This window comes from bacterium, from assembly GCA_024228115.1.
Taxonomy (GTDB): domain Bacteria; phylum Myxococcota_A; class UBA9160; order UBA9160; family UBA6930.
This window is the reverse complement of the sequence record JAAETT010000484.1, coordinates 1-22,786: the sequence shown is the minus strand read 5'-3', so window position 1 is coordinate 22,786 and position 22,786 is coordinate 1. Positions and strand designations below refer to the sequence as shown.

The 22,786-nt window shown below is 66.2% G+C and carries 24 protein-coding genes; 11 read left to right on the top strand and 13 right to left on the bottom strand.

The genetic code is table 11. From position 1 onward, the window contains the following. Positions 1–145 precede the first annotated feature (145 nt). The 3 genes from GY937_20715 to GY937_20705 are packed head-to-tail and all read left to right on the top strand — an operon-like array spanning position 146 to position 4,477. Entirely contained in the window at positions 146–1,828 is a 1,683-nt protein-coding gene (locus GY937_20715; GenBank protein MCP5059135.1) for a carbon starvation protein A, read from the top strand. A 34-nt stretch (positions 1,829–1,862) separates the two neighbouring features. Further along, entirely contained in the window at positions 1,863–2,705 is an 843-nt protein-coding gene (locus GY937_20710) for an SDR family NAD(P)-dependent oxidoreductase (protein ID MCP5059134.1), read from the top strand. Further along, on the top strand, positions 2,702–4,477 hold the full coding sequence (locus tag GY937_20705; protein ID MCP5059133.1) for a glycoside hydrolase: 1,776 nt from the start codon (positions 2,702–2,704) through the stop codon (positions 4,475–4,477). The genes GY937_20710 and GY937_20705 overlap by 4 nt, the downstream gene beginning before the upstream one ends. Positions 4,478–4,491: 14 nt before the next feature. Here the strand turns inward: GY937_20705 and GY937_20700 are convergent, their stop codons facing one another. Genes GY937_20700 through GY937_20690 form a run of 3 tightly spaced genes read right to left on the bottom strand, consistent with a single transcriptional unit; the run spans position 4,492 to position 7,786 of the window. Beyond that, positions 4,492–5,916 (bottom strand): hypothetical protein, encoded by a 1,425-nt coding sequence (locus tag GY937_20700; GenBank protein MCP5059132.1) that lies wholly within the window; start codon positions 5,914–5,916, stop codon positions 4,492–4,494. After that, positions 5,916–6,521: a histidine phosphatase family protein gene (locus GY937_20695; GenBank protein ID MCP5059131.1), complete on the bottom strand. Its 606-nt coding sequence runs from the start codon at positions 6,519–6,521 to the stop codon at positions 5,916–5,918. Before GY937_20695 ends, GY937_20700 begins: the two co-directional genes overlap by 1 nt. Next, positions 6,479–7,786 carry a hypothetical protein gene (locus GY937_20690; protein MCP5059130.1) on the bottom strand — a complete coding sequence of 436 codons (1,308 nt, stop codon included), beginning with the start codon at positions 7,784–7,786 and terminating at the stop codon, positions 6,479–6,481. The genes GY937_20695 and GY937_20690 overlap by 43 nt, the downstream gene beginning before the upstream one ends. An 84-nt stretch (positions 7,787–7,870) precedes the next feature. Here GY937_20690 and GY937_20685 point away from each other — a divergent pair, with 84 nt between their 5' ends. Together GY937_20685 and GY937_20680 are read left to right on the top strand one after the other, a co-directional pair. Beyond that, a complete protein-coding gene (locus tag GY937_20685) occupies positions 7,871–8,194 on the top strand; it encodes a hypothetical protein (GenBank protein MCP5059129.1) in 324 nt (107 codons plus the stop codon). A gap of 155 nt (positions 8,195–8,349) precedes the next feature. Further along, positions 8,350–9,093 (top strand): PilZ domain-containing protein, encoded by a 744-nt coding sequence (locus GY937_20680; protein MCP5059128.1) that lies wholly within the window; start codon positions 8,350–8,352, stop codon positions 9,091–9,093. Here GY937_20680 and rdgB read toward each other — a convergent pair. From rdgB to GY937_20665, 3 genes are read right to left on the bottom strand one after another with little or no spacing between them, the layout of a single operon-like run. Further along, positions 9,079–9,678: an RdgB/HAM1 family non-canonical purine NTP pyrophosphatase gene (gene rdgB, locus GY937_20675; protein MCP5059127.1), complete on the bottom strand. Its 600-nt coding sequence runs from the start codon at positions 9,676–9,678 to the stop codon at positions 9,079–9,081. The two genes, GY937_20680 and rdgB, sit on opposite strands and share 15 nt — an antisense overlap. A gap of 7 nt (positions 9,679–9,685) precedes the next feature. Then, on the bottom strand, positions 9,686–10,426 hold the full coding sequence (gene rph, locus GY937_20670) for a ribonuclease PH (protein ID MCP5059126.1): 741 nt from the start codon (positions 10,424–10,426) through the stop codon (positions 9,686–9,688). Positions 10,427–10,434: 8 nt separating this feature from the next. Further along, entirely contained in the window at positions 10,435–11,247 is an 813-nt protein-coding gene (locus GY937_20665) for an N-acetylmuramoyl-L-alanine amidase (GenBank protein ID MCP5059125.1), read from the bottom strand. 83 nt (positions 11,248–11,330) lie between these two features. On the opposite strand from GY937_20665, the gene GY937_20660 reads away from it, so the two are divergent. Next, positions 11,331–13,472 carry a VWA domain-containing protein gene (locus GY937_20660; protein ID MCP5059124.1) on the top strand — a complete coding sequence of 714 codons (2,142 nt, stop codon included), beginning with the start codon at positions 11,331–11,333 and terminating at the stop codon, positions 13,470–13,472. A 32-nt stretch (positions 13,473–13,504) separates the two neighbouring features. Here GY937_20660 and GY937_20655 read toward each other — a convergent pair whose 3' ends face one another. Then, positions 13,505–14,032 carry a YkgJ family cysteine cluster protein gene (locus tag GY937_20655; GenBank protein MCP5059123.1) on the bottom strand — a complete coding sequence of 176 codons (528 nt, stop codon included), beginning with the start codon at positions 14,030–14,032 and terminating at the stop codon, positions 13,505–13,507. A 71-nt stretch (positions 14,033–14,103) separates the two neighbouring features. Between GY937_20655 and GY937_20650 the strand changes: the two genes are divergently transcribed. After that, complete coding sequence (locus tag GY937_20650) at positions 14,104–14,940, top strand: queuosine precursor transporter (GenBank protein ID MCP5059122.1); 837 nt, start codon at positions 14,104–14,106, stop codon at positions 14,938–14,940. Here GY937_20650 and GY937_20645 read toward each other — a convergent pair. After that, positions 14,937–15,611 carry a hypothetical protein gene (locus GY937_20645; GenBank protein MCP5059121.1) on the bottom strand — a complete coding sequence of 225 codons (675 nt, stop codon included), beginning with the start codon at positions 15,609–15,611 and terminating at the stop codon, positions 14,937–14,939. The two genes, GY937_20650 and GY937_20645, sit on opposite strands and share 4 nt — an antisense overlap. Positions 15,612–15,809: 198 nt before the next feature. Further along, complete coding sequence (locus tag GY937_20640) at positions 15,810–15,947, bottom strand: hypothetical protein (protein MCP5059120.1); 138 nt, start codon at positions 15,945–15,947, stop codon at positions 15,810–15,812. A gap of 88 nt (positions 15,948–16,035) precedes the next feature. Between GY937_20640 and GY937_20635 the strand changes: the two genes are divergently transcribed. Then, on the top strand, positions 16,036–17,223 hold the full coding sequence (locus tag GY937_20635; GenBank protein ID MCP5059119.1) for an AmpG family muropeptide MFS transporter: 1,188 nt from the start codon (positions 16,036–16,038) through the stop codon (positions 17,221–17,223). A 31-nt stretch (positions 17,224–17,254) separates the two neighbouring features. Here the strand turns inward: GY937_20635 and GY937_20630 are convergent, their stop codons facing one another. After that, entirely contained in the window at positions 17,255–17,719 is a 465-nt protein-coding gene (locus GY937_20630; GenBank protein ID MCP5059118.1) for a hypothetical protein, read from the bottom strand. 152 nt (positions 17,720–17,871) lie between these two features. Between GY937_20630 and GY937_20625 the strand changes: the two genes are divergently transcribed. After that, positions 17,872–19,017 carry a PilT/PilU family type 4a pilus ATPase gene (locus GY937_20625; protein ID MCP5059117.1) on the top strand — a complete coding sequence of 382 codons (1,146 nt, stop codon included), beginning with the start codon at positions 17,872–17,874 and terminating at the stop codon, positions 19,015–19,017. Between the two features lie 2 nt (positions 19,018–19,019). Beyond that, positions 19,020–20,324: a HAMP domain-containing histidine kinase gene (locus GY937_20620; GenBank protein ID MCP5059116.1), complete on the top strand. Its 1,305-nt coding sequence runs from the start codon at positions 19,020–19,022 to the stop codon at positions 20,322–20,324. A 15-nt stretch (positions 20,325–20,339) separates the two neighbouring features. Here the strand turns inward: GY937_20620 and GY937_20615 are convergent, their stop codons facing one another. Together GY937_20615 and GY937_20610 are read right to left on the bottom strand one after the other, a co-directional pair. Further along, positions 20,340–20,555 carry a DNA-directed RNA polymerase subunit omega gene (locus GY937_20615; GenBank protein MCP5059115.1) on the bottom strand — a complete coding sequence of 72 codons (216 nt, stop codon included), beginning with the start codon at positions 20,553–20,555 and terminating at the stop codon, positions 20,340–20,342. A 162-nt stretch (positions 20,556–20,717) separates the two neighbouring features. Next, positions 20,718–21,110, bottom strand: coding sequence for a histidine biosynthesis protein HisIE (locus GY937_20610; GenBank protein MCP5059114.1), 393 nt, complete (start codon positions 21,108–21,110; stop codon positions 20,718–20,720). A 384-nt stretch (positions 21,111–21,494) separates the two neighbouring features. Between GY937_20610 and GY937_20605 the strand changes: the two genes are divergently transcribed. Beyond that, positions 21,495–21,587 carry an AURKAIP1/COX24 domain-containing protein gene (locus GY937_20605; GenBank protein MCP5059113.1) on the top strand — a complete coding sequence of 31 codons (93 nt, stop codon included), beginning with the start codon at positions 21,495–21,497 and terminating at the stop codon, positions 21,585–21,587. A gap of 151 nt (positions 21,588–21,738) precedes the next feature. Here GY937_20605 and GY937_20600 read toward each other — a convergent pair whose 3' ends face one another. Beyond that, the gene (locus tag GY937_20600) at positions 21,739–22,206 is read right to left on the bottom strand and encodes a tetratricopeptide repeat protein (GenBank protein ID MCP5059112.1); all 468 of its coding nucleotides are present in this window, start codon (positions 22,204–22,206) and stop codon (positions 21,739–21,741) included. Positions 22,207–22,786: the final 580 nt, after the last annotated feature.

The following is a 22,786-nucleotide window of genomic DNA, read 5'->3' as shown; positions in this document are numbered from 1 at the left end:
TTCCAGGGCAACCCCGGCTCACACCCGATCCGGAGCCTTCGCGGTCCCGGGCGCCCCAGACCCTACTCACCGCAACAATTCAACCGAGAATCCCACGCTACGCGGCCGATCTCGCTTCTACCGCGCAGACTCCTAGGAGGCCTTCTTGAACGCTGCTGTCCTGGCGCTCTGCGTCTTCGCTTTCTTCGCAGTCGGCTACCGCTTCTATTCGAAGTTCCTCTCCAAGCGCATCTTCGCGCTGGCGGACGATGAGCCCGTCCCTTCGCGCACATTCGAGGACGGCGTGGACTTCGTGCCCACCCGCAAGGATGTCCTCTGGGGCCATCACTTCACATCCATCGCGGGGGCGGCGCCCATTGTCGGGCCGGCCATCGCGGTGATCTGGGGCTGGCTGCCAGCGCTTCTCTGGGTCGCGCTCGGCACCGTGATGATGGGCGCCGTTCACGATTTCTCGGCGCTGGTCATCAGCCTGCGCCATCGGGGCAGCTCGATCGGCGAGATCGCGGGCCAGGTGATCAGTCCCCGGGTGCGAACGCTCTTCCTGCTGATCGTCTCGTTCCTGATCTGGATCGTTCTGGCCGTCTTCGCCTTCATCATTGGCACGCTCTTCACCCAGTACCCAGGTGCGATCTTCCCGATCAACGTGCAGATCATCGTGGCCATGCTGCTCGGCTGGCTGGTCTACCGACGCGGCGTCAACATCCTGCCGCCCTCTCTCGTCGCCTACGCGGTGCTCCTCACCGCCGTCTTCTTCGGCAACGGCTTCGCCGAGGCGTTCCCCGCCGTGACCTCGATCTCCGTGACCGGCTGGGTCTGGATCCTGCTGATCTACTCCTTCGTCGCCTCGGTGCTGCCGGTCTGGCTCCTGCTCCAGCCCCGGGATTACCTGAACGCCCATCAGTTGCTCACGGGCCTGGCACTCCTCACGCTCGGTTTGATCGTGCTCCAGCCCTCGATCGTCGCCCCGATGGTCAATCCGAACCCGGAAGGCGCGCCGCCGATGATCCCCTTCCTGTTCATCACGATTGCCTGCGGGGCGATCTCGGGCTTCCACGGCCTGGTTTCTTCCGGCACCACGTCGAAACAAATCGGCTGTGCTTCGGACGCCCGGGCCATCGGCTACGGAGGCATGTTGGGTGAAGGCGCTCTCGGCATGCTGGCGGTACTGGCTTCGACCGCCGGCTTCGTGACCTTCCAGGATTGGTCGACGCACTACGGAAGCTGGGGCGCAGCCAATGGCCTCGGCGCCAAGCTCTCGGCCTTCGTGGATGGCGGCGCCCGTTTCGTCTCTTCGCTTGGCATCCCGACGGAAACCGCCGCCACCTTCATCGCGGTGATGGTGATCGCCTTCGCCGCCACCTCCCTCGATACCGGCGCGCGCATCCAGCGCCTGGTGATCAGCGAACTGGCGGAGGCCTACGGTTGGAAGGCCTTGACCAACCGCTTCGCCGCCGGAGCCGTCGGGATCAGCGCGGCCCTGGTCCTCGCCGTCACCCAGGCCGGCGGCAAGGGCGGACTGATCCTCTGGCCTCTCTTCGGCACGACCAATCAACTCGTGGCGGGCGTAACGCTGCTCGTCGTCTCGGTCTGGCTCCGAAAGCAGGGCAAGCCGGTCGTCTACACCCTGATACCGATGCTGCTGGTCGGCCTGGCGACGGTCGTGGCGATGACCGGTGAAGTGATCAGCTACTACCAGGCCTTCTCGGAACGCTGGCTCCTGGCCATCTCGGGAAGCACCATCCTGGTGCTCGACGTCTGGGTGATGCTCGAAGGCTTGAAGGTCCTCCTCTCGAGCCGGCCCGACGCCAGAACCCCGGAACCTGCCTGACGAACCCGCCCTCCGCGCACAGAGGAACTCCGCCATGGACGTACGCAACCTCTCCGGCAAGACCGCCCTCGTTACCGGCGCCGCCAGCGGCATCGGCAAGCAGAGCGCACTCGCGTTCGGGCGCCTAGGCGCCGACCTCGTGATCTGTGACATCGACGAGGCGGGCCTCGCCGATACCGAGAAAGAGCTTCGCGATCTCGGGCGCCAGGTACAGAGCCGACGGGTGGACGTGGCGGATCGCGATGCCATGCAGGCCTTCGCCGCCGATATCCACGAGCACATCGATAGCGTCGACCTGTTGATGAACAATGCGGGCGTCGCGCTCGGTGGCCGCTTTCTCGATACCAGCCTCGAAGACTGGGATTGGATCCTCGGCATCAACCTGCTCGGCGTGATCCACGGCTGCCACTTCTTCGTGCCCAACATGAAAGCGGCAGGCCGCAGCGGACACGTGGTGAACGTGTCGTCGGCGGCAGGCTACCTGCCGGCCAGCGTCCTCAACGCCTATGCGACCACCAAGTACGCCGTCCTTGGCTTTTCCGAAGCGCTGAGCACCGAACTAGCACCCCACGGGATTGGTGTGACCGCACTCTGCCCCGGAATCATCGACACGCCCATCACCCGCTCGGCGCGCCTGCGCGGGGAGCTCGATAGCGCCGACATGCGCAACGAGATGGTCTCGCGGTACGGCAAACGTGGGTACGGGCCGGAGCGCGTAGCGACGAACCTGCTGAAGGCGATCCAGAAGAACCGAACGGTCGCACCGATCAGCCCGGAGGCCTGGTTCGGCTACGGGTTCAAGCGGCTCGCACCCGGGCTGGTGCGGTGGCTGGGAGCCCGAGGCGAACGCAACGCGATCAAGAACATCGGATCGTGAAGGATCTGCTGCTGCTTCCGCGCCCACGCGAAATCGAACGCTTCGAAGGCGCCGGGGCCCCGACGAACGCAACGGTCCTGGAATCCGAGGAAACCGGCCTGCCGCCGGAGGCCTATCGGCTGCGCACGGTCGGCGATCAGGTTTCTCTGGCCTACTCGGACGCTGCCGGTCGGCGCTACGGCCAGGCCACCCTCGAACAGCTGAAGCGCAGCTGCGGCGAGATGCTTCCCGCCGTGGACATCCGCGATTGGCCGGATTTCCCCGTACGCGGCTACATGCTCGACATCTCCCGGGATCGTGTTCCGACCCGCGGAACCCTTGCGCGCCTGGTCGAGGTGCTCGACCTGCTGCGCATCAACCACCTGCAGCTCTACACGGAACACACTTTCGCCTACGCCGGGCACGAAGCTGTCTGGGGAGAGGCCTCGCCCCTGACCGGCGAGGACGTGGAGTGGCTCGATGGCCTGTGCGCGGAGCGCGGCATCGAGCTCGTGGCCAACCAGAACACGTTCGGGCATATGGCTCGTTGGCTGCGACACCCGGCCTATCGGGATCGCGCAGAGGCGCCCGAGGGCTTCGACACGAAGTTCGGCGCCCACCTGGCAGCGGCCGTGTTGGCGCCGACCCAGGCGAACGCGGATTTCGGCATTGGCCTGTGCCGGGAACTCCTCGCCCATCATCGCAGCCGGCGTATCAACATCGGCTGCGATGAGACGTTCGAACTCGGCAAGGGCCAGAGCGCCGCCGAGGTCGAGGCTCGAGGCAAGCACCGTGTCTACCTCGACCACCTGCTTCGTTTGATTCGCGGCCTGCATGCGGACGGGCGCGAAGTGCTCTTCTGGGGCGACATCCTGCGGGACCATCCGGAGCTGGCTGCCGAACTGCCGAAGAAGGACGTCGTGGCCTTGGCCTGGCACTACGAAGCGCCGAGTGATCCGAGTGCGCTCCCGGATGCACTCTTCGAAGTCCTCTCGGATTTCGGAATCACCCGCGACTCCCTGCGCGGCTTCCAGAACCATGTTCGAAGCTTCCAGGAAGCGGGCGTTCCCTTCTGGGTGTGCCCGGGCACTTCGACCTGGAACACCCTGATCGGAAGGCTTCGCAATGCTCGGGGCAATCTGCTGGATGCGGCCGAGGTCGGTCTCGCGAACGGTGCTGGCGGCTACCTGATCACCGATTGGGGAGACAACGGCCACATGCAACCCCTCGCCGTGAGCTGGCCTCCCCTGGCCTACGGTGCTGCCGTGGCCTGGTGCCTGGAAGCGAACCGCGAACTCGACGTGGCAGCGGCCCTCGACGCGTTCGTCTTCGAGGATGAGGCCGGCGTCCTCGGCGCCCTGCTGGATCGCATCGGCAACCTCTTCGATGCGACAGGCAAGACGGCCATGAACGGCAGTCCACTCTTCACGGAACTGCTCCCCGGCGGAGCCCTCCTGGCGTCGATGGGCGAAGCCGATCCGGAACGGACCGCGCAGACCCTCGCCCTGCTGGACGAATCCATCGAGGAACTCGAGAGCGCGCGACCGGCGGCGTCCGATGGCGGGGTCGTCAAACTCGAACTGGACGCCGCCCTCCACCTGGCGCGACATGGCGCCTGGCGTATCGCGCGCGCGGCGGGCCTGCCTCACCCGCCCGATTCGGAGCTGGCCGACGACCTCACCGGTGCGATCGCCAGACAGCGGGAAGCCTGGCTCGCACGTTCCCGCCCCGGAGGGCTTACCGACAGCCTCGGCCGATTGGAAAAGACCCTCGCGGAGTACCAGCCGGAGTAGCGAAGGACCCGGGCTCAGGCTTGGAGGCGTCGGAATTTCGAGAGCATCGGCTTCTCGGCCGCGATGAGGGCCGACCGCAAGTGAGTGGCCAACCGCTCTCGGGTCTCGCTACGGCCGACCGGAACCAGGTGGCTACCCGGCGTCCAATGAATCGACGGGCGATCCCAATGCTCCCACAAGGCATGGGCCTGGGAGGGAGGACAGATGCGATCCGCCCGGGCCGCGAGGATCAAGCTCGCCTCTTTGGAAACCCGCGGCGTGTGGGCCAGCGGCGAGTGCGGCGCCCAGGCATCCCGCCAGACCTGCGAGCTGATCCCGCTCGCTTCTCGTGCTTGCCGCTCTTCCGGTTGCAGATCCCCTTCCATCATCTCCTGAAGGGCGACCAACGGAATCGACGGAATGGCACACGCGAGGTCGGCATCGAGGGAGGCCCAAAGTGCCGTCAGGTAACCGCCCAAGCTCATGCCGTAGACGCCCACCGCGGGCGCGCCCTGCTGGCGAAGCCAACCCGCCAGGCGTCGCAGGTCCCAGATCGCCTGACCGAAGGCCGCGTTGGTCTGCAGCGGATGAGCGTCCAGGAAGCCAGCGCCGGAGCGCCGGCCGATGGCGCGCGGGCCGTGTAGAGGCAGGGTCGGCACGGCCACATCCAGGCCGAGCTTCCCGTGCAGCCCTTCCAGGTCGAAGGCCCGCGCGTCCCAGGCGATCCGACCCATGCCGTAGCCGTGCAGACAGATCAGCGTCGGACGTGGCCGGTCGCCGTGGCGCCAGAGATGCACGTGGGATGTCCGATTCGGCTCGATACCGACGTAGCGATCTCGGATCTCTGGATCCCGCGGCTCGTATTCGCTCTCGAAGCGGAGCAGCTCCGCACGGCCCGCACCCCAGACGGGCGTCGGAACGAGCGAGACCTTTTCGAGGGCGGGCGGCCGCGGATGGGCGGCGGCCGGATTCTCCAGAACTCCGGTCTCACGATGACGCTCGGCGGCCGCGCGCAAATCCTCCGCCAGTGTCGACGATTTCGGCGGCGGTGAAGCCATGGCCGTGAGCGCCCACAACAGCCGCAAGCTCTCGTCGATCGCGACGGAAGCCTGGGTGCGAAGCGAGAGCGGGTCCGGAAGTTCGACTCCCTCGGGCAGGACGTCCTGGAAGAGCGAGGCCTGGGCGCCAGTGCTGAACACGACCAGGCCGAGCAGCGCCGCGATCAACCCGGACGCGAGAGCACCCCCGACGGCCCAGGCTGCGCCAAGCGCCACGGTCGCGACCCCGGCGGCGATGATCCAAGGCGGGAGCCGGCGCCCACCACCCTGGGCGAGCTGGACGGCCAGGCCCCCGAGAACGAGCCCGAGGCCGCAGGCGAAGACGCCCGCCACGGGGCTGAGCATGAGCCCCGTTGCCGCCAGGACCGCAGCAACCGCCACCAACACCCAGACGCGCGCCATCAGAGAGGCCCGCCTGCGTTGGGCGTTTCGCAGGAGTCACCAGCGGAATCCAATTCATCGGGTTCGACGGGTTCGCCAAGCGCGGCCCACGGGAGCATCCGCGCTTCGGCATTGGCCAAGGTGATCCCGGGAACTACCGCTCGCAACACGCCCATATGCGTGACCACCGCCAACAAACCTTCGCCGGTGGCCTCCCGAGCGCGTTCGAGTGCCGCAACGGCGCGCGTGCGAACCTCGCGCCTGCACTCCCCGCCACCGGGACGCACGTCCCAATCGCCAGCGCGCACACGCGCGACTTCATCCGGATAACGCCCCAACAACTCCGCGTGAGGCTGCGCACTCCACGCGCCGACGTCCATCTCGCGCAGATCGGGTTCGAGGCGTGGCACGATGCCGAGCGCCGCTGCCAGGATTTCGGCCGTCTCCCGCGCCCGCGAAAGATCACTCGAAACCAGCGCTGCGATGGCCCGGCCGCGAAACGCCTCGGCCAGGGCACCGGCTTGCTCCCGCCCTTTCGGCGAAAGCGGTGCATCCGCCTGACCCTGCCACAAGCCGGCCGCATTCATCGTGGACTCTGCGTGACGGATGGCAAGGAAACCGGGCATGCGCGCGGGAGGGTAGCGGCTCGGTGCCGAGGAGCGCCCTCTCGCATGCGAGCCGACGCCTCGAGGATCTCCGGATGCGCCGCCAACCACGCGGTCAAATCTGGATAGAAGCGCACGGGCGCTTGCCCGAGCAACCAGCGACGCCCGGCCTCATCGAGCCCGCGGTGGATCAGCATTCGTGCCCCGGATCGCTCCACCTGGGCAGCTCCGGAGGGCAGTGCCAGGGCGCGCGTGCGCAGGCGAGGTTCCAAGGCCATGGCGGCTTCCGGCCGGTCGAGGAGCAGCAGCCAGGCGAGCACGTCTCCCGTCGGACATTCGAGCAACCACGCCCGATCCGCACGCCAGGCTTCGATCTCGGCCGGCGGGGCGGTGCCCGCCTCGAACCAGGTGCTGAGCCCGATCTCGCCGAAGCTACTCGTCGTCCGTGTGCGACAGCGCTCGTCCGGAGCGAAGTGTTGCCCTTGCGCCTCGATCTCGCTCCGCCCGCGCCGACGGCGATCGGGATGCAACAACGCCGCGCTGGTGAGCGGGGGCTCGGCCAGCATCCGCATCAGGCCATGCGCTCCTTCGGCCTCTCCTACGCGCCACACCCACCGGTAGCCAAGCGGGTACGGGCGCAAGAACATCGCGCGAATCCACGCCGAACCCTCGGGGAGCGCGCCTTCCACATCGATCTCGAATCGACGCGCGAAGGCTTCCGCATCCGGCGGTGGGATCCCGTGCGTGCGTTCGGCGTCGCGATGCTCCGTCCAAAGGGCATCGCCCTCGAGCACCGCGGCCAGCGCGAACGCGACATCGTCGAAACCATCGAGGCCCAGGCCCAACTCGGGAAGCTGCGAACCCCCGGCCTGGAAGGCGTGGGCCAACTCATGCACCAACACTTCCTCTACGAACGGGTCGGCCAACACCTCGCTCTCGCCGACTTCATCGCGCGCGACCACATACAACCGACCGTCGAGCACCGAGTAGAAGCCGGCGACCGATTGGGCCTGCAGATCGAGCCAGGCCTCCCAAGGATCTCCCGCCGGCGGGATCCACCCCAGCGAGCGAAGCAGCGCCGTGGTGGCGGCGCGTCGTTCCGGCCCGACGACCCGTGCCATTTCCAACTCGATCCTGTCGCGCACTTCGCGAGGAGAGAGGAAACGCGCATCGATGGCGGGCGCGACTTCCACGCCGCGCACCGCCCGAACGCGCTCGATGAAGGGAGTCAGGACCTCCTCCGGGACGGCCCTGGGTGAGGGAGTTGCGCAGGCTGCAAGCAGCACCAGCCCCGCGAGAGCGACCCGCAGAGCGCAAACCGCCCTGCTCCTTCCCCTGCATCCCCCCATCGCGCAACCCTGACACATCCTGTGCCACGTTGCCCGATCGGCGCCTACTTCCACCTCGATATGAGACGCGGCTTCGACCACCTCCACGCCGAGCTCTCCGTTGCCGCCGGAGTTGCCCTGCCCCGCTACGCCCTATGGCTTTGCCTGCGCGAGGCCGGCCGGGATCCAGAGCGGCTCAGTCGCGACGACCTGGTGGGGGCTCTCGAAGGAGAGCTCGCAGGCTTCCTCCGAGAACTCGGGCTGCGGTTGGCACCGGCTCGCAACCGCGGCTTGCAGCGACGGCTGCGCCTCTTCGATCCGCAGACTCCCACGCCGGAAGAGCTTCTGGCGCGCTGGCTCGATTGAAACCACGTCCGGCCCAGGTCGGACGGATGGCCGAGAACACGAAGCGTTTCGAGGGCTTCCACCGGCCATTGCAGCCTGGCGACGGGAAGCTGCCGGCTCGTGCGCCGACACCGTCTCCATGCTCGGGGCCACTCCCCTTGCGAGAAGTGGAGAAGATGAACCGACCCGACGCAGCAACCGACCGAGTCATCCTGCGGGAGGATCCTCTCGCCCCGAGCGCGACCGGGCTCGCAGGCAGACTGAAGCGGTTGGGATTCTGCGTCGCCCTGGCCGCCGAAGACGCCGAGCTCTGCCGCCAACTCGATCGTGGCGACGGCCCGAGGGCGCTGCTTCTGAACACAGTGCTTTCGGCCAGCGAGATCGCCAGCACATTGAAGCTCTCGGCAGACGGCATTTGCAAGGGTCACGTCACACCGTTGGCCGTAGGCAGGACACCCGGCCTGGCCGTCCGCGAGGCGTTGGGGCGCGGGAGCGTCACGCTCGCGGCCCTCGACCCGTTGGATGATGCCACCTTGCGTTTCCAGGTGAACCGGGCATTCCTGGCCACGCGCGAGGCAGGCCAGGCTCGCCGTGAGTTGCGGGTACCTTGGGAGGCGCCGGTTGCCTTTCGGAGTGAGGGCCGGGAGCGACACGCAGAGCTCTACAACCTTTCCCGCCATGGTGCTTTCCTGGAGACGGTCCGCCCTCTCCAGCCGGGCAGTCGGATCGAATTCTCCCTCCCGCTTTCACTCGGCACATCACGCATCCATGGCGAAGTGGTCCACACCAACGCGCCGGGCAACCTACGCCGACCCCGCGCCCCCGTTGGCATTGGTGTTCGCTTCGAGCCGCTCGCCGAAGCAGACATGGCAGAGCTCGACGCCGCAGTCGCCAACCGCTGCGCTTCACTCCTCCTCTGAAGTCAACCAGCGGGCGAGTAGGGGGGCGAGCGCGCGTAGGGCTTTGCCTCGATGGGAGAGCACGTCTTTCTGTGCCGGCTCGAGTTCGGCCATGCTGACCCGGTGGCCCTCGGGCTGGAAGATCGGGTCGTAGCCGAAGCCGCCTTCTCCCCGGGGAGCTTCGAGGATCAGGCCGGGGCACTCGCCGCGGCGGGTCCAAGTCTTGCCGTCCGGGCGGGCATAGGCGGCAACGCATACGAAGCGCGCGAGGCGCGAAGCTCCCGGTCGATCGGACAGCGCGCCGAGCAGTCGCTGCACCCGTTCCGCGTCTTCGAGCCCCGGCCCGCCGAAGCGCGCCGAATGCGGACCCGGTGCGCCATCCAGCCCGTCGACTTCGAGACCCGAATCGTCGGCAAGGGCGGGCAGGCCGGAGACCTCCGCCACCGTCCGGGCTTTCGCCAAGGCGTTGGCTTCGTAGGCATCGCCCTCCTCTGGCAAGGCCGCGAGTTCGGCCGCGGTGGCCAGGCGCATCGCGGTCCCGGCGCCGCCCAGCAGAGCCTCGAACTCCCGCAGCTTGCCTGGATTCGAGCTGGCGAGAACCAGCATGCCGGCCTCAGCCGTCCTTCACGCCAGCCGCTTCCAAGGCTTCCTGCTGGAGCTTCGTGAGCTCGGCGATCCCCTGAAGTGCCGAATCGACCAACGCGTCGAGATCCCCTCGACTGAAGGTCGTGCCCTCGCCGGTGCCCTGCACCTCGGCCAGGTGACCGGAGCCCGTGGCCACGACGTTCATGTCCACTTCGGCTCTGGAATCCTCTTCATAGGGAAGATCGAGCAGGACTGCGCCGTCTACCAACCCGACCGAGACCGCCGCCATCGAATCGAGCAACGGGTTCTTGTCAACGGCGCCCCGGCGTCGCAAGCGGTGGCAGGCCAGCGCAAGCGCGGTGTAGGCACCGGTGATCGAAGCGGTTCGCGTTCCCCCATCTGCCTGGAGCACGTCGCAGTCGATCCAGAGGGTGCGCTCGCCGAGAGCCTTCATGTCCACGATCGCCCTCAGACTGCGGCCGATCAGGCGTTGGATCTCCAAGGTGCGGCCGCCCTGCTTGCCTTTCGCGGCTTCTCGCTGGCTGCGCGTATCCGTCGAACCCGGCAACAGGGAATACTCGGCCGTCACCCAACCCTTGCCGGCGCCCTTCAGGAAGCGGGGTACCGTTTCTTCGCTGAACACGGTGCAGAGCACCTTGGTCGCTCCGAACTCGCAGAGCACCGAGGCCAACGGGTTCTGGGTGAAATCCGTGATCAGTCGAATCGGGCGCAGCTCATCCGCGCCGCGTCCATCCATTCGCTTCGCCATGCGGTCTCCTAGCGGATGTGGGTCTTGCCCACGCCTTGGGCCACACCGCGGCGCGCATCGTAGCGCTCCCTGTAGACGGCGACGGCCTCGGCGATGCCTTTTGCCAGCCTTTCTCGTTCGTCGTCGTCGCGCAGGGCCGCTTCGTCTTCCGGATGCGTGAGAAAACCGATCTCCACGAGCACGGCCGGCATATGCACGCCCATCAGCACGACAAAGGGCGCCTGTTTCACGCCCCGGGAGCGCGCGGCCTCGGCCGTCGCGATCCGGTGCTGGGCCATCCGAGCGAATTCCTGGGAGAGGGTCAGCTGCTCGGTGGCGGCCATATCGCCCAAGATCGCCAGCAAAGGGTCGCCGGCGGCCGGCGGCTGAACGTCTTCGCCGAATGCCAGGTTCTCGGCGCGAGCCAGCTCGAGGGCAGCCTGGTCCGTCGCTTCGGGAGCCGCGAAGAAGGTCTCGATGCCCCGGGCGCCTTTGTAGGACGAGGCGTTGGCATGGATCGAGATGAAGAGATCCGCCGCGGCGGCGTTGGCCAGTTCCGTGCGGCCTTCGAGCGGAACGAATCGGTCGCCATCGCGGGTCATGATGACCTGGAGCCCGTCTTCCTTCAGCTGCCGCTCGACGCGCTTCGCCACGTCCAGCACGACGACTTTCTCGACAAGGCCGCCGCGTCCCTTGGCGCCGACGTCGTCGCCTCCATGGCCCGCATCGACCACGACCACGTCGAACACCTCCGGCGCGCCCTCGGCAGCAAGCACAGCTGAGAATGCCTGGGAGAGCCCCACCAGCAGGAGCGCGAACCCCTGGCGTCTGCTTCTGCGCATCCAACTCGACACGAAACACCCCCTGGCGGGCGAACGTATCAAAGGTCTGCTCCGCAGCGAGCCCGCTGCACCAGGGAGACTTCATGGCGCAGGGCGCCCCCTTCCTTACCCTCGACCGGATGTTGTCTCGCCCCACGGCCTGGTTGGCGCTGATGCTCGGCCTCGCGCTCCTGGCTGCCCAGCCCGGCGACGCCGTGCCGGCGGTCGCGCGCCCCAAGACGCCCCACCTCACGACGCCCGCCGGTAGCGGAACGGCCTTCTTCTTGAGAGCGTCGGAGGAAGAGGTCGTGGCCGTCACCACGGCTCATAACTTCGACCTGCCGAGACTCGGCCGCGGTGGCGAAGTGCAGTTCGTGCTCGGCAAGAGCGGCACCCTCGTCAGCGCCTCCACCCGCTTGTTCGCGAAACCGGGCCGGCCCTTCTCGGAGGCCGGAGCGAGCCTGGCCGAGGACTACCTCGTCTTCGCCTTGGACGCCTTGCCGACGGGCATCCGGATCCTCGAAGCCGATGTGGAGCCGGCGGAAACCCTGGTCGGTGAGCGGGTCCGCATCCTCGGAGTGCCAGCCACACGCCCCCACGACCAGGACAATCTCTACGGCACGGTGCGCGAGGTCGAGGACGGTCGCCTCGAGGTCGAACTCGACGTCCCCGGTGATCTACGGGGTTGGGGCGGCTCGCCGGTGCTTCGCCAGCCGGAGGGAAGTGTGGTGGGCATCCTCCAGGCCCTCTGGCCGGAAGGCGACTCGCTGCGCCTGGGTGTCGGTCCGATCGCCGGGGTGCTCGCCGCCATCGCGGCGCCGGCCGAGGGAGGCCTCGGACTTCCGCTCACCTCTTTTGCGCCCATCGATGATGGGACCGATGCGAACGGCGAAGACGCCGCCCTCTCGGATCAGCTCGCAATGGCCGACACACCCCGTGAGATCCCGGGCGAGGGCCCGTTGCTAGGCCGTGCGGGCGTCCTCTCGACCGAGATCCGCCTGGAGATCGAACAGCCAGCGGACGGTGCCGTCGTTGGTGCAGCCACCGGCGCATTCGTTGCCGGACGAGCCCTGGCGCTACTCGGCGAGTTTCGCCGCTTCGATGTGATCATCGTGCTCGATACGTCCGGCTCCACTTCGGAAGCCAGCGGCGCCGACATCAATGACAACGGCATCCTCGGCAAGGATCGCTGGGGAATTCTCAATTCCACGGATCCAGGTGATTCGGTGCTGGCAGCGGAGATCGCGGCCGCCAAGCAGGTGGTGCGCGGGCTCGACCCGCGGAACACACGCGTCGGCATCATCACCTTCGCCGGCCAGAGCGAGAACGTCCGCGACCCCTACGGAAGGGGCGGAACGATCGTCATTGGCGGAAGCCCGGGTGGGGCAGCCGCCATCACCGAAGAAGCGCTCACCACGGATTTCGCCCGCGTCGAGAAGGCGCTCCAGCATGTCATGGAACGCGGGCCCGCGGGCGGCACCAACATGGGCGCGGGCCTGCGCCAGGCCATCCGTGAGCTCAAGGGCTTTCGTGGCGGGCTCTCGACACCGGACCCGGAGAGCGAGAAAGTCGTGCTCTTCTTCACGGACGGCGAACCCACCGCCCCCTATGACCCGGGCGATATCCGTTCCAATACCCGCAGTGTGTTGCGTGCCGCGGAAGCCGCGGCCCGCGCCCAGGTCCGCATCCACTCCTTCGCGATCGGCACCAAGGCATTGAAGCGGCCCGTTGCCGCCGTCGAGATGGCGTCGCGAACCGGCGGCTACTTCACCCCGGTGCGTGAGCCAGGCGATTTGAAGGAAGTGATCGAAAGCGTCAGCTTCGCGAACATCGAAGCCATCGAAGTCACGAACCAGACGACCGGCGAGGCCGCCACCGAGCTGCGCATTCAGGCCGACGGCAGCTACGGCGCGCTCGTACCGGTGCGCACCGGCCTGAACCGCATTCGTGTCCTCGCACGTGCCAGCGACGGAAGCGAAACCAGCGCGGAAGTCTCGGTCGGCCATGCAGAAGGTGTGAAGCCTGTGCGCCTTCCGCGCGAACTGGTGGCCCTTCGCAACCAACTCCTCCAGGAACGGTTGATGAACCTCAAGCGCGGCCGCATCGCGGCCGAGCGCGACGAAGCAGAGCGTACGCGCAAGGACCTCCTGCTCGACATCCGGGAAGAGCGCGCCCGTGCCCAGGAGCGGGCCGCCGAGCAGACCAAGGATCTCCAGCTCGAGGTCGAACCGATCGAGCCCGAGTAGGCAGCAGGCGGGGACGTTCTTTCCGCTTCCGATCAGCTGAGCGGGGGCGCGAGCTCAGTCGGCGTTTCGGGCGGACCCGGTAGATCGGTGATCTTCGGCTTCACCCGCTGAAGCTCTTTCTCTTCGCCCTTGCGGCGCTTCTTGGCCAGGTAGGCCACGAACTTCTTGTAGGCCTTCGGCCGCTTCCTCTCGAGCCACTCGACGAAGGGATCCGCCTGGGTCCAGATCCACTTGTCCGGCTGCTCATCATCTACGTTCTGCTCGCACTCGCGCCAATCGAATTCCTTGCAGATCATCGGGCGGGTCTCATAGATCGCGCACAGACCCTCGACAGAGAGGTGCTGGCAACGCGAATCGAAGCGGATGAACCAGCTGTTGTCCCAATCGACGAAGACGGAAACGCCGTGGTGCACGAGGTACCAGACGACGTAGTCGTATTCCTTGTTCGTCGTCGGCTCGTCGATCTCGACGGCCACGTAGGTGCAGCACTTCGTGCAATCGAAGCACGGATGCTCCGATTCCTTCACGATGGGCAGCAGTTCTCCCTCGGCGATGCTCACCGTTCCCCCCTGTTGGTGAAAGCGGAGGGTAACAGCCGACCTCTCGTGGTGCCGCGGTACACTCCCGGGCCATGAGCGACGGCCTTCCCTACGACTACATCGACTCCGCGCTTCACGAGCGGCGGGAGCGCGTGTACCTGATCCTCGCCGGCCTGTTCCTCGGCTCGATGACGATGTTGAACATCCTGGGAGTCTCGCGCTTCCTGGATCTCTCCTTCCAGGTCGGCCCCTGGACGATCCCCCTGCCGCTCGCGGTCGGAGTACTGCCCTACCCGATCACGTTCTTGTGCACGGATTTCATCTCGGAGCTCTACGGGCGAAAGCGCGCGAGCCACGTGGTGTGGGTGGGGCTGGGCCTGAACCTGTGGGTCGTGATGTTCCTCTGGCTCGGCGGAGTGCTACCGCCGGAGACCTCCTTCGAAGCGTCGGGCCTGCCTGCGATCGACGCTCCAGACTACGCCTTCTACCGCATCCGCCAGCTCACGATGGGCGCGGTGCTCGCCTCGATGGTCGCCTACCTCGCGGCCCAACTGGTCGATGTCTACCTCTTCCACTTCTGGAAGCGCCTGACGAAGGGACGCCACCTCTGGCTGCGCAACAACGGCTCGACCCTCGTAAGCCAGCTGGTCGACACGGTCTGCGTCATCACCATCACCCACTATTGGGCGCAAGGGCTGCCGATCAACGAATCCGAGGCGATCTGGCCGCAACTCAGGGTCTTCATCGTTTCGGGCTACGTGTTCAAGCTGGTGGTCGCATTGCTGGACACGATCCCCTTCTACCTCGGGGTCGCTTGGCTATCGCGCTACCTGCGAATCGATCCCCACGCCGAGCATCGGCGCTGGGAGACGAGCGGGAGTGACGGGGACTCGACAGGAGCCGCCGGGGACTCGGCAAGAGACCGCTAGCGCGCGGCGAAGGCCAGGGTGGGCCGGACGCTCCACTCAGCGTGCTCGGTGAAGACCTTCAGCGGTACCCAGCCGGCGATCTCGGACATACGAGGCATGCCGCGGGTCATCGCGCCGGTCGGGTCGATGACCCAGGGGTCGTCGGACTGGTCGAACCAGAAGGTGACCATATGGTGCTGGCCATCCGACGGTCGATACACGATGGCCCGGAAGACCTGATCGTCCCCGAAACCCAGATCGCGAAGCGCGTGATAGACGAGCAGTTCGAGGCCGTCGCAATCGTCCCCGTTGTTCGCGAGCGTGTCCTCGAGCGTCGCCCAGTGATCGATCGGGCCATCGGGCACGTAGTGGGCGCGGGCCTGTTTTTGGATCCAACGGGCGACCCCGGCGGCCACATGCTGCGGATCGACGGAAGCCCTCCGCTGTTGGCTGCGGAAGCTGCTGTACTTCGTGCGAAGATCGCGCGCGGACGGGCCAGAGGCGACCGCAGGAACCGGCCGGAGCTCCCTCACCTGCCAACCGGCGATCTTCGGGCTCCAGGGGTCCCGGGTCGCGGGGGCGGCGAAGTAGTCGTAGGAATGGGCGTCGCTGGCGGCGGGGATGTTGGCGCAGGCCGTGCTCAGCCCGATCAAGGTGGCCAGAAGCGTGGTGCGGATGGAAGCGGGGTGCATTACCCACACTTCATCGTCGGGAGACCCCGGAAGATTTAGCCTAACTATCCGTTTTTCAAACGGGTTTAGGCCACCGAGGCATTTTGGACCCACTCCGTTTGGAGATGTGGATCACACTTGCCGATCCGCGGACCGGCAGGTTGGCGGCAGGCACCCCGCAAGCGCGGAGAAGCTGCCGGCCGGTGAGAGCCGTTCAGGCTAAGCCGGGATCTCGGGGAAGTAGTTCACCAGGGTGAACAGGATCACGACGAAGCCCACGATCGCGGGAATCCCGCCAACGATGTAGAGCACGCTCACCAGATCAACGGTTCCGTGCTGTTCGTTCTCGTCCTGCATAGGCCCTCCCTCGGTGGGCGCACACTAGCGGGCCCCTGTTGCAGCGTCGAGTCCCTCTGCAGGTATCCTCCGCCCACCTGGAGGGGGTGTGGGGCGCAGGCGCATGCTCGCCATCGTGGCGGGCGTCTATGTGATCGAAGGGTTCCCGATGGGAATCTTCAGCGACCTGCTGCCTGTGTACTGGGCACAGGCCGGCGTCCCCCTCGAGACGATCGGAGCGCTTTCGGGCCTCGGGCTGGCGTGGGCAGCGAAGCCGCTCTGGTCCCCCCTCGTTCAACGTTTCGGTGAGGGACGGGCGTGGATCAGCGGATCGATGGCCGTGGTCGCGGCCGCCCTCTTTTTCGGTGGCAGCGAGCAACCGAGTGCCATGAGCCTGTGGATCGGGACGGGCCTGTTGTGCGCGGCCTCTGCCACTCAGGACATCGCCATCGATGCGTACACGATCGGGCTGGTGCGCCGGGGCGATGAAGGCATGGCGAATGCGGTGCGCATCACGACCTACCGTGTCGGCGTGATCCTGGCGGGAACGCTGCCGCTGCTCCTGGCGGGTCCGTTCGGCTGGCGGACCGCACACCTCGCGGGCGGGGCGATCGCCCTGGCCCTGGCGCTCGCCACCTGGCTCGCGCCGCGCGTCGACGGCCCGGCCGGCGGGCACCCTCCCCTACGCCACGCCTTCCGCACCTGGCAGAGCCGCGGTGCGGTGGCAGGCGTGCTCGGCTTCGTCCTCCTCTATCGCGTGGGGGACATGGCGATGGCCCCGATGTTGAAGCCCTTCTGGGTGGCGCGGGGCCTGTCGAACGAAGAGATCGCGTTGGTCTCGACGACCCTGGGTACGGCAGCCACCGTCGCTGGAGCAGCGGTCGGTGGGTGGATCGTAAGCCGCATCGGCATCTCCCGGTCGCTTCTCTGGCTCGGTGTCTTCGCCCTGGGCTCGAACCTCGGTTACGCGGCTGCGGCCAGAGCGGGTATGCCCGCGGAGGCGATCTACGCGGCGTCCCTGATCGAATCCTTCTGCGGCGGCCTGGCCGCCTCGGGCTTTCTCGCCTTCCTGATGCGCATCTGCGAACGCGAGTACGCAGCCGTCCAGTACGCAGTCCTCACCGGCGCCTACGCAACAGCCGGACGTCTGCTCGGCATGGGCTCGGGCTGGGCCACGGAGCAGGTGGGCTTTGCCGCGTTCTTTGCAGCAACGGCAGCTCTCGCCCTACCCGCCTTCGTCCTACTCCCTCACGCCGCGCGATGGGTCGCCGCCATCCCCGAAGAGCCCGAGACCTGACGGCAACCAAGGGGACGCTTTCAGGTTCGGATCAGCTGCGCCACTCCGGCGGGACGGAGGCCAGGTCGGCTTCGACTTCGAGGTTCTGGAGCCGGGCCTCCAGGCGCTCGATCTCGCTGCGATGGCGGCGGATCTCCTGACGTAGCCGATAGTCGAGGGGCGCATCGACGGTCGTCGCGCCGGGGATCGGCGGTGCGATCTGCCAGGGCTCGGTGGAGGCTGCGATCTCTTCGAGCTCCCGCTCGGAGTCTTCCAGGGCCTTCTCCTCCAGGGCGAGGTCCTCGCGAATCTGGCTAAAGCGTTTGCGCCACTCGGAGGGCGTACGGCCGCCCTTCTTTTCGATCTCGTAGGTGCGGCCTCCTGGGAGTTCCAGGAGCCGATCCAGCCCCACCTGGGGCGGAGCCTCCTCGGCGAGCCCGGGACCCGCTATCAGCCAAACGAGCAGGCAGACGAGCTTCGGGAGCCTGGAAGTGCTGAGGCGAGGGGGCGAGGCCATGGATCCTCCTGGGCCCTGCCGAGCCCGATGAGCGCCTTCAGGATAGCGACCCGCCCGGCCAGGGATCGAGGTCAAGCGCCCCGCGGATCCGCCGATACGGGGTGATGCCCCACGGTCCGCCGTGGGCTCACCAAGAGGCTTGAGGAAGCACGATGGAACGGGAGACGCTGTACCGGCTGCTCCGACTCGGTATCGAGAAGGGAGCCTCGGACATCCACTTCCAGGTGGGGAACCTGCCGTTGTATCGCTTCAACGGAAACCTGGTGGAGCTCCGATACAAGGTCCTCGAACCCAGCGATACCGAAGCGATCGCCGGCATGCTGCTGGAGGACGGCCTGCATGGCGATGCCATGGAGTTCAACGAGCTGGATCTCGCCTACGAGCTGCCGGATGAAGGCCGCTTCCGGGTCAACATCTCCCGGCAGCGCCGCCATTTCAACATCGTCCTGCGGGTCATCCCGCTGCAGATCAAGGGTTTCGAGGAGCTGAACCTCCCCGGCGTGTTGAAGGACATCGCCCAGGTCACCCGCGGCTATGTGCTCGTCACCGGCGCGACCGGCATGGGCAAATCGACGACGCTTGCCGCGATGTTGAATGAGGTCAACCGACAGCGGAAGGCAAAGATCATCACGATCGAGGATCCGATCGAATTCGTCTTCAGCCACGAGAAATCGATCATCACGCAGCGGGAAATCGGCACGGATACCGAGTCGTTCCCGTCGGCCTTGCGCGCCGCCCTGCGCCAGGACCCGGATGTGATCATGGTGGGCGAGATGCGCGACCTGGAAACGGTAGACACCTCCCTGAAGGCAGCGGAGACGGGTCACCTGGTCTTCTCGACCATCCACACTTCCGATGTCGCCTCCACCATCAACCGGCTCGTCTCCTTCTTCCCGACCGAGGAGCACCTGAACGTAAGGGCGCGCCTGGCGGACAACTTGAAGGCGATCGTTTCATTGCGTCTGCTGGTGAACAAGAAGGAAGACGGTCGCGTCCCGGCGGTCGAAGTCTTGCGCATGACGCGATCCATGCAGGAATGCATCCGGGATCCCGCCAAGACGCCCGAACTCACGGACTACATCGCCCGCGGTCGCTCGGAGAAGATGCAGACCTTCGACCAGCACCTGCTGGACTTGCTGAAGGCGAACAAGATCAACATCGAGACCGCGCTGGCAGCGGCTTCGAATCCGACCGACTTCCAGACGACTCTCTCACTGGAAGGCCATGATCACGAAGTCGGCACGGAAGACGAGAAGCCGTCCGACGATCTCGAGATCGAATCGGACGACAGGTTCTAGAGATGTCCGCAGTGCACGACGCCCCTCCCGAACCTGACCTCGCGACCGATCAGGAGACCTCTGCCGACCGCTCGCTGGCTGCTGCCCTCGGCCGCGCCGCAGCGCGCGCAGCGGAGCAGACTGCCGGTGGCGCTGCATTGTTGCTGGTTGGAGACTCTTCCTCGGCTCGCCCCCGGCTACGCGCCGCAGCAGGGCTCGACTCTCCAGAGCAGGCCCGCGAAATCTCCGGTGCGTTGATGCCCTTGATCCGGGATGTCATGGGCACCGCAGCCCGACAGGTGCGCGAGGGCGATCCGGCGAGCCTTGCCCAGCAAGCCGGCGGCGTGCTAGGGCTTCCCGTACAGGCCGATACCGGCCCCTGCCACGGCGTCCTGCTCTTGCTTTGCCCACGGGAGCCCAGCCTCGCCGTGGCCGAGAACGTGGCCCACCTGGCCAGCTCGGTGGCACTCCGCATCGACCACGAAGCCCTTTGCAGTCGTGTGAGAGAACTCGAAGAGGCGCTCGTAGGCAAGGAACCGGAAACGGGCCAGAGCGGCGAGGAGATCCTGAAGCTATCCGAGGCCCTGTTCGCCCAGGATATCGAGTTGCTGCAGAGCCAGGAAAAGCTCGGAAGCGTCCAGAGGCTCAAGAACGACTTCATCGAGAAGATGTCGCGCGAATTGCGCACCCCGCTCAACAGCATCATCGAATCCGTCATCTCCGTGCTGGCGGGAGAGAACGAGAACCTCTCCGAAGCCGGCAGGGCCAACCTGAGGAATGCTCTCGACGAAGGCACGGCCTTCCTGCGAACGCTTCAGAACATCCTCGATCTCTGGCGACTCAAGCAGGGCGAGGTGTCGATCGCTCAGCAGACCGTCAACTTCCGCGAAGTCGTCGAGGAAGCCATCTTCAGCGTTCAAGACACCCTGGGTTCCAAGCCCGTGGTGATCGACAAGAAGATCGTCGAACCGCTGCCCAAGCTGCAGACGGATCTGCCGAAGGTGAACCAGATCTTGTTCCTGCTGCTCGACAATGCCGCCAAGTTCATCGAGCAGGGCCGCATCGAGATCGGCGCCGAAGTCCAGGACGATCGGCTCCGCTGCACGATCCAGGACACGGGCATCGGAATCTGCGCCGACGACCAGGAATTCATCTTCGAAGAATTCTTCCAGGTAGACGACACTTCGTCGTCGGACTACCGGGGTGCCGGCCTCGGCCTGACCCTCGTGCGCGAGCTTCTCGACTTGATGGGCGGCGAGATCGATCTCTCGAGCGAAGTAGGCCGCGGGACGCGCGTCGGCTTTTCCGTCCCGGTCACACTGGCCTAGGCCAGCTGGCTCCGGCTACTCCTCGGCGCCTTCGTCCTCGACCGCGTAGTCCGGGGAGATATGACCGGCGGCGACTTCGCGAAGAGCCGTCACGATCTCCTTGTTCTCGTCCGTCTGGACCAGACTGCGAGCGCCCTTCTTGAGCTGCTTGGCGCGGATCGCGACCATCTGCACGAGGTGAAAGCGGTTCGGGACCTTGGCTGTGCAGTCCTCGATCGTGATCCGTGCCATGACGATCCTCCGGCGAGCGGCGGGCAGCCTGCGCCCCCAGGGGAGGGTGGCTGCGCCAGGTAGAGAGGGACGGCGGAGGCTAGCAGCCGCCCCAAAGAAGGAAACCCCGGCCGGCATATGCCGGCCGGGGTCCCAAGACCTTCGGTGAAGGTCACCGCACGGCTATCGCCGGCGCGTGGCCTTCTTGCGACGGGTCGCCTTCTTGCGCGTGGCCTTCTTCCGCGTCGCCTTCTTGCGAGTCGCTTTCTTGCGAGTCGCCTTCTTGCGCCGGGTGGCCTTCTTGCGTGTGGCCTTCTTGCGAGTCGCCTTCTTGCGCCGTGTGGCCTTCTTGCGAGTCGCCTTCTTGCGGGTCGCCTTCTTGCGCCGTGTGGCCTTCTTGCGAGTGGCCTTCTTGCGAGTCGCCTTCTTCCGAGTGGCCTTCTTGCGGGTCGCCTTCTTCCGAGTGGCCTTCTTGCGGGTCGCCTTCTTACGAGTGGCCTTCTTCCGCGTGGCCTTCTTGCGAGTCGCCTTCTTGCGAGTCGCCTTCTTGCGAGTTGCTTTCTTTCGAGCTGCCATATCTTGGGTCACCCCCCTGTGGGTGCGCCGAACTCCACTGTGGAGCTGGAACACCGCGGTGTTGGTGGTTCCAGCCCCCTATCGGAGACAGGAACCCGCGACTTGAAGGAGAAAACCCCTTTTCCATCGCAATCCTCGGCCATTAGCGCCGAAGTTGCGATCGAACCTACCCGTGCGAAAACACGGCCGTCAAGAGAGAAACGCAAAAAAATCAAGAAGATGGAGGCCCAAGCTGCGGGCGTTCGGACAAAAACGCCGTGAACTCGGAAGCCGCGGACGACCCTCGACCCGGGCAATGCGAAAAACTCGCAACGATCCGCAAAGTTGACGCTGGGCTGCGGACTCCCTATTCATCCCGGTTCTTCCGGATCTCGAGGAGCCCGCGTGGGTAGCGTCATCAAGAAACGCCGCAAGAAGATGCGCAAGCACAAGAAGAAGAAGCTTCTGAAGCGCGCGCGTCACAAGCGCAAGCGCTAGCCGCGTTCTGCGGATCGAGCGAGCTGCTCCTTCGCACTCGCCGCCGCGTCACACCGCCAGGAAGCGTACCCGATGGGTGCGCAGGGGATGCGCCTGCCTGAGCCCTCAGTCGGCCGCAATCGGGCGGCCTGGCTGGTTCACCGCAGCCGGGTCAGGCGGTCTGCTGGATCGGTGCCCCGCCGGGCCGTACCCACACGCGACGAACGCGACCCAGCAGCCTGTTGATGGGATGGCGCCGGGGCAGGAAGGTGAGCATCGGCGCACTCCGCATACCGAGGCTCTGGAGCTCGCCAAGCATCTCTCCGTTGCTCGGGTCGATCATCAATCCTCGACGGAGATAGCGGATCGCCTCGGCCTTGAATCCGAACGCCAGGTGGACGCGCGAGAGGTTGTGATAGAGCTCCGGGTTGAAGAACTCTTCCTTCGCGGCCGAGCGGCACAGCTCGAGGGCGCGATCGAATCGACGGTCTACGAGGGCCAGGCCCAGGCCGTAGAACGACCGGTAGCGGGGATTCGCCTGATCCAGGTTGTGGGCCTTCCGGAAATGCTCGAGGGCTTCTGCAAACTGGCCTGCAGCAAGCAGATCACGGCCCCGTCGGTACTGCTCTTCGGCGGTCACGGACACATCGTCTCCTTCGTCCTTGGGCGAGACACCGGGTGACCGGGCTCACGCTTTCGACGTGTGACAACCTTCTAGGCAAGTCCCGTGCCGAGCTGCAGCAAGCGGCAACTTGCGATCCGCGAGACCGCCGCGACGTGGGAATCCCAGGCGCGGGATTGACTGTGGCCTGTTCACCCCAATGCCCGATTCGTAACCGGGAGGTACCAGATCGTACTTGGAGCCAGGCGCGCGCTGGATAATGCCCCAACAGCGTGAATCACATCACTAGCTCGTCGGAGTTGTAGACGGCAAGCGCCTGCTGCACATCGCCGAAAAGCTCTTTGAAGTCGACAATGTGGCCGTAGTCCTTGTCATCACCATCGAGCCGGTTGGTGCGGCAGATGGCCTGGAACAGGTTGTGGTCGCGCAATTCATTGTCGAGGTAGATGTACGTGCAACTAGTCCCTTGTCACACCAAAAGCTGGGGGTAGAGTCGTCGCAGTTTCACGCGGGCTTGTTGGGTCGTGAATTGCCAGTCGACGCCCTTCGTCGTTCGGTTGCGATCGTCTTGCCAGGCTTGGACTTGGCGCGTGAGATC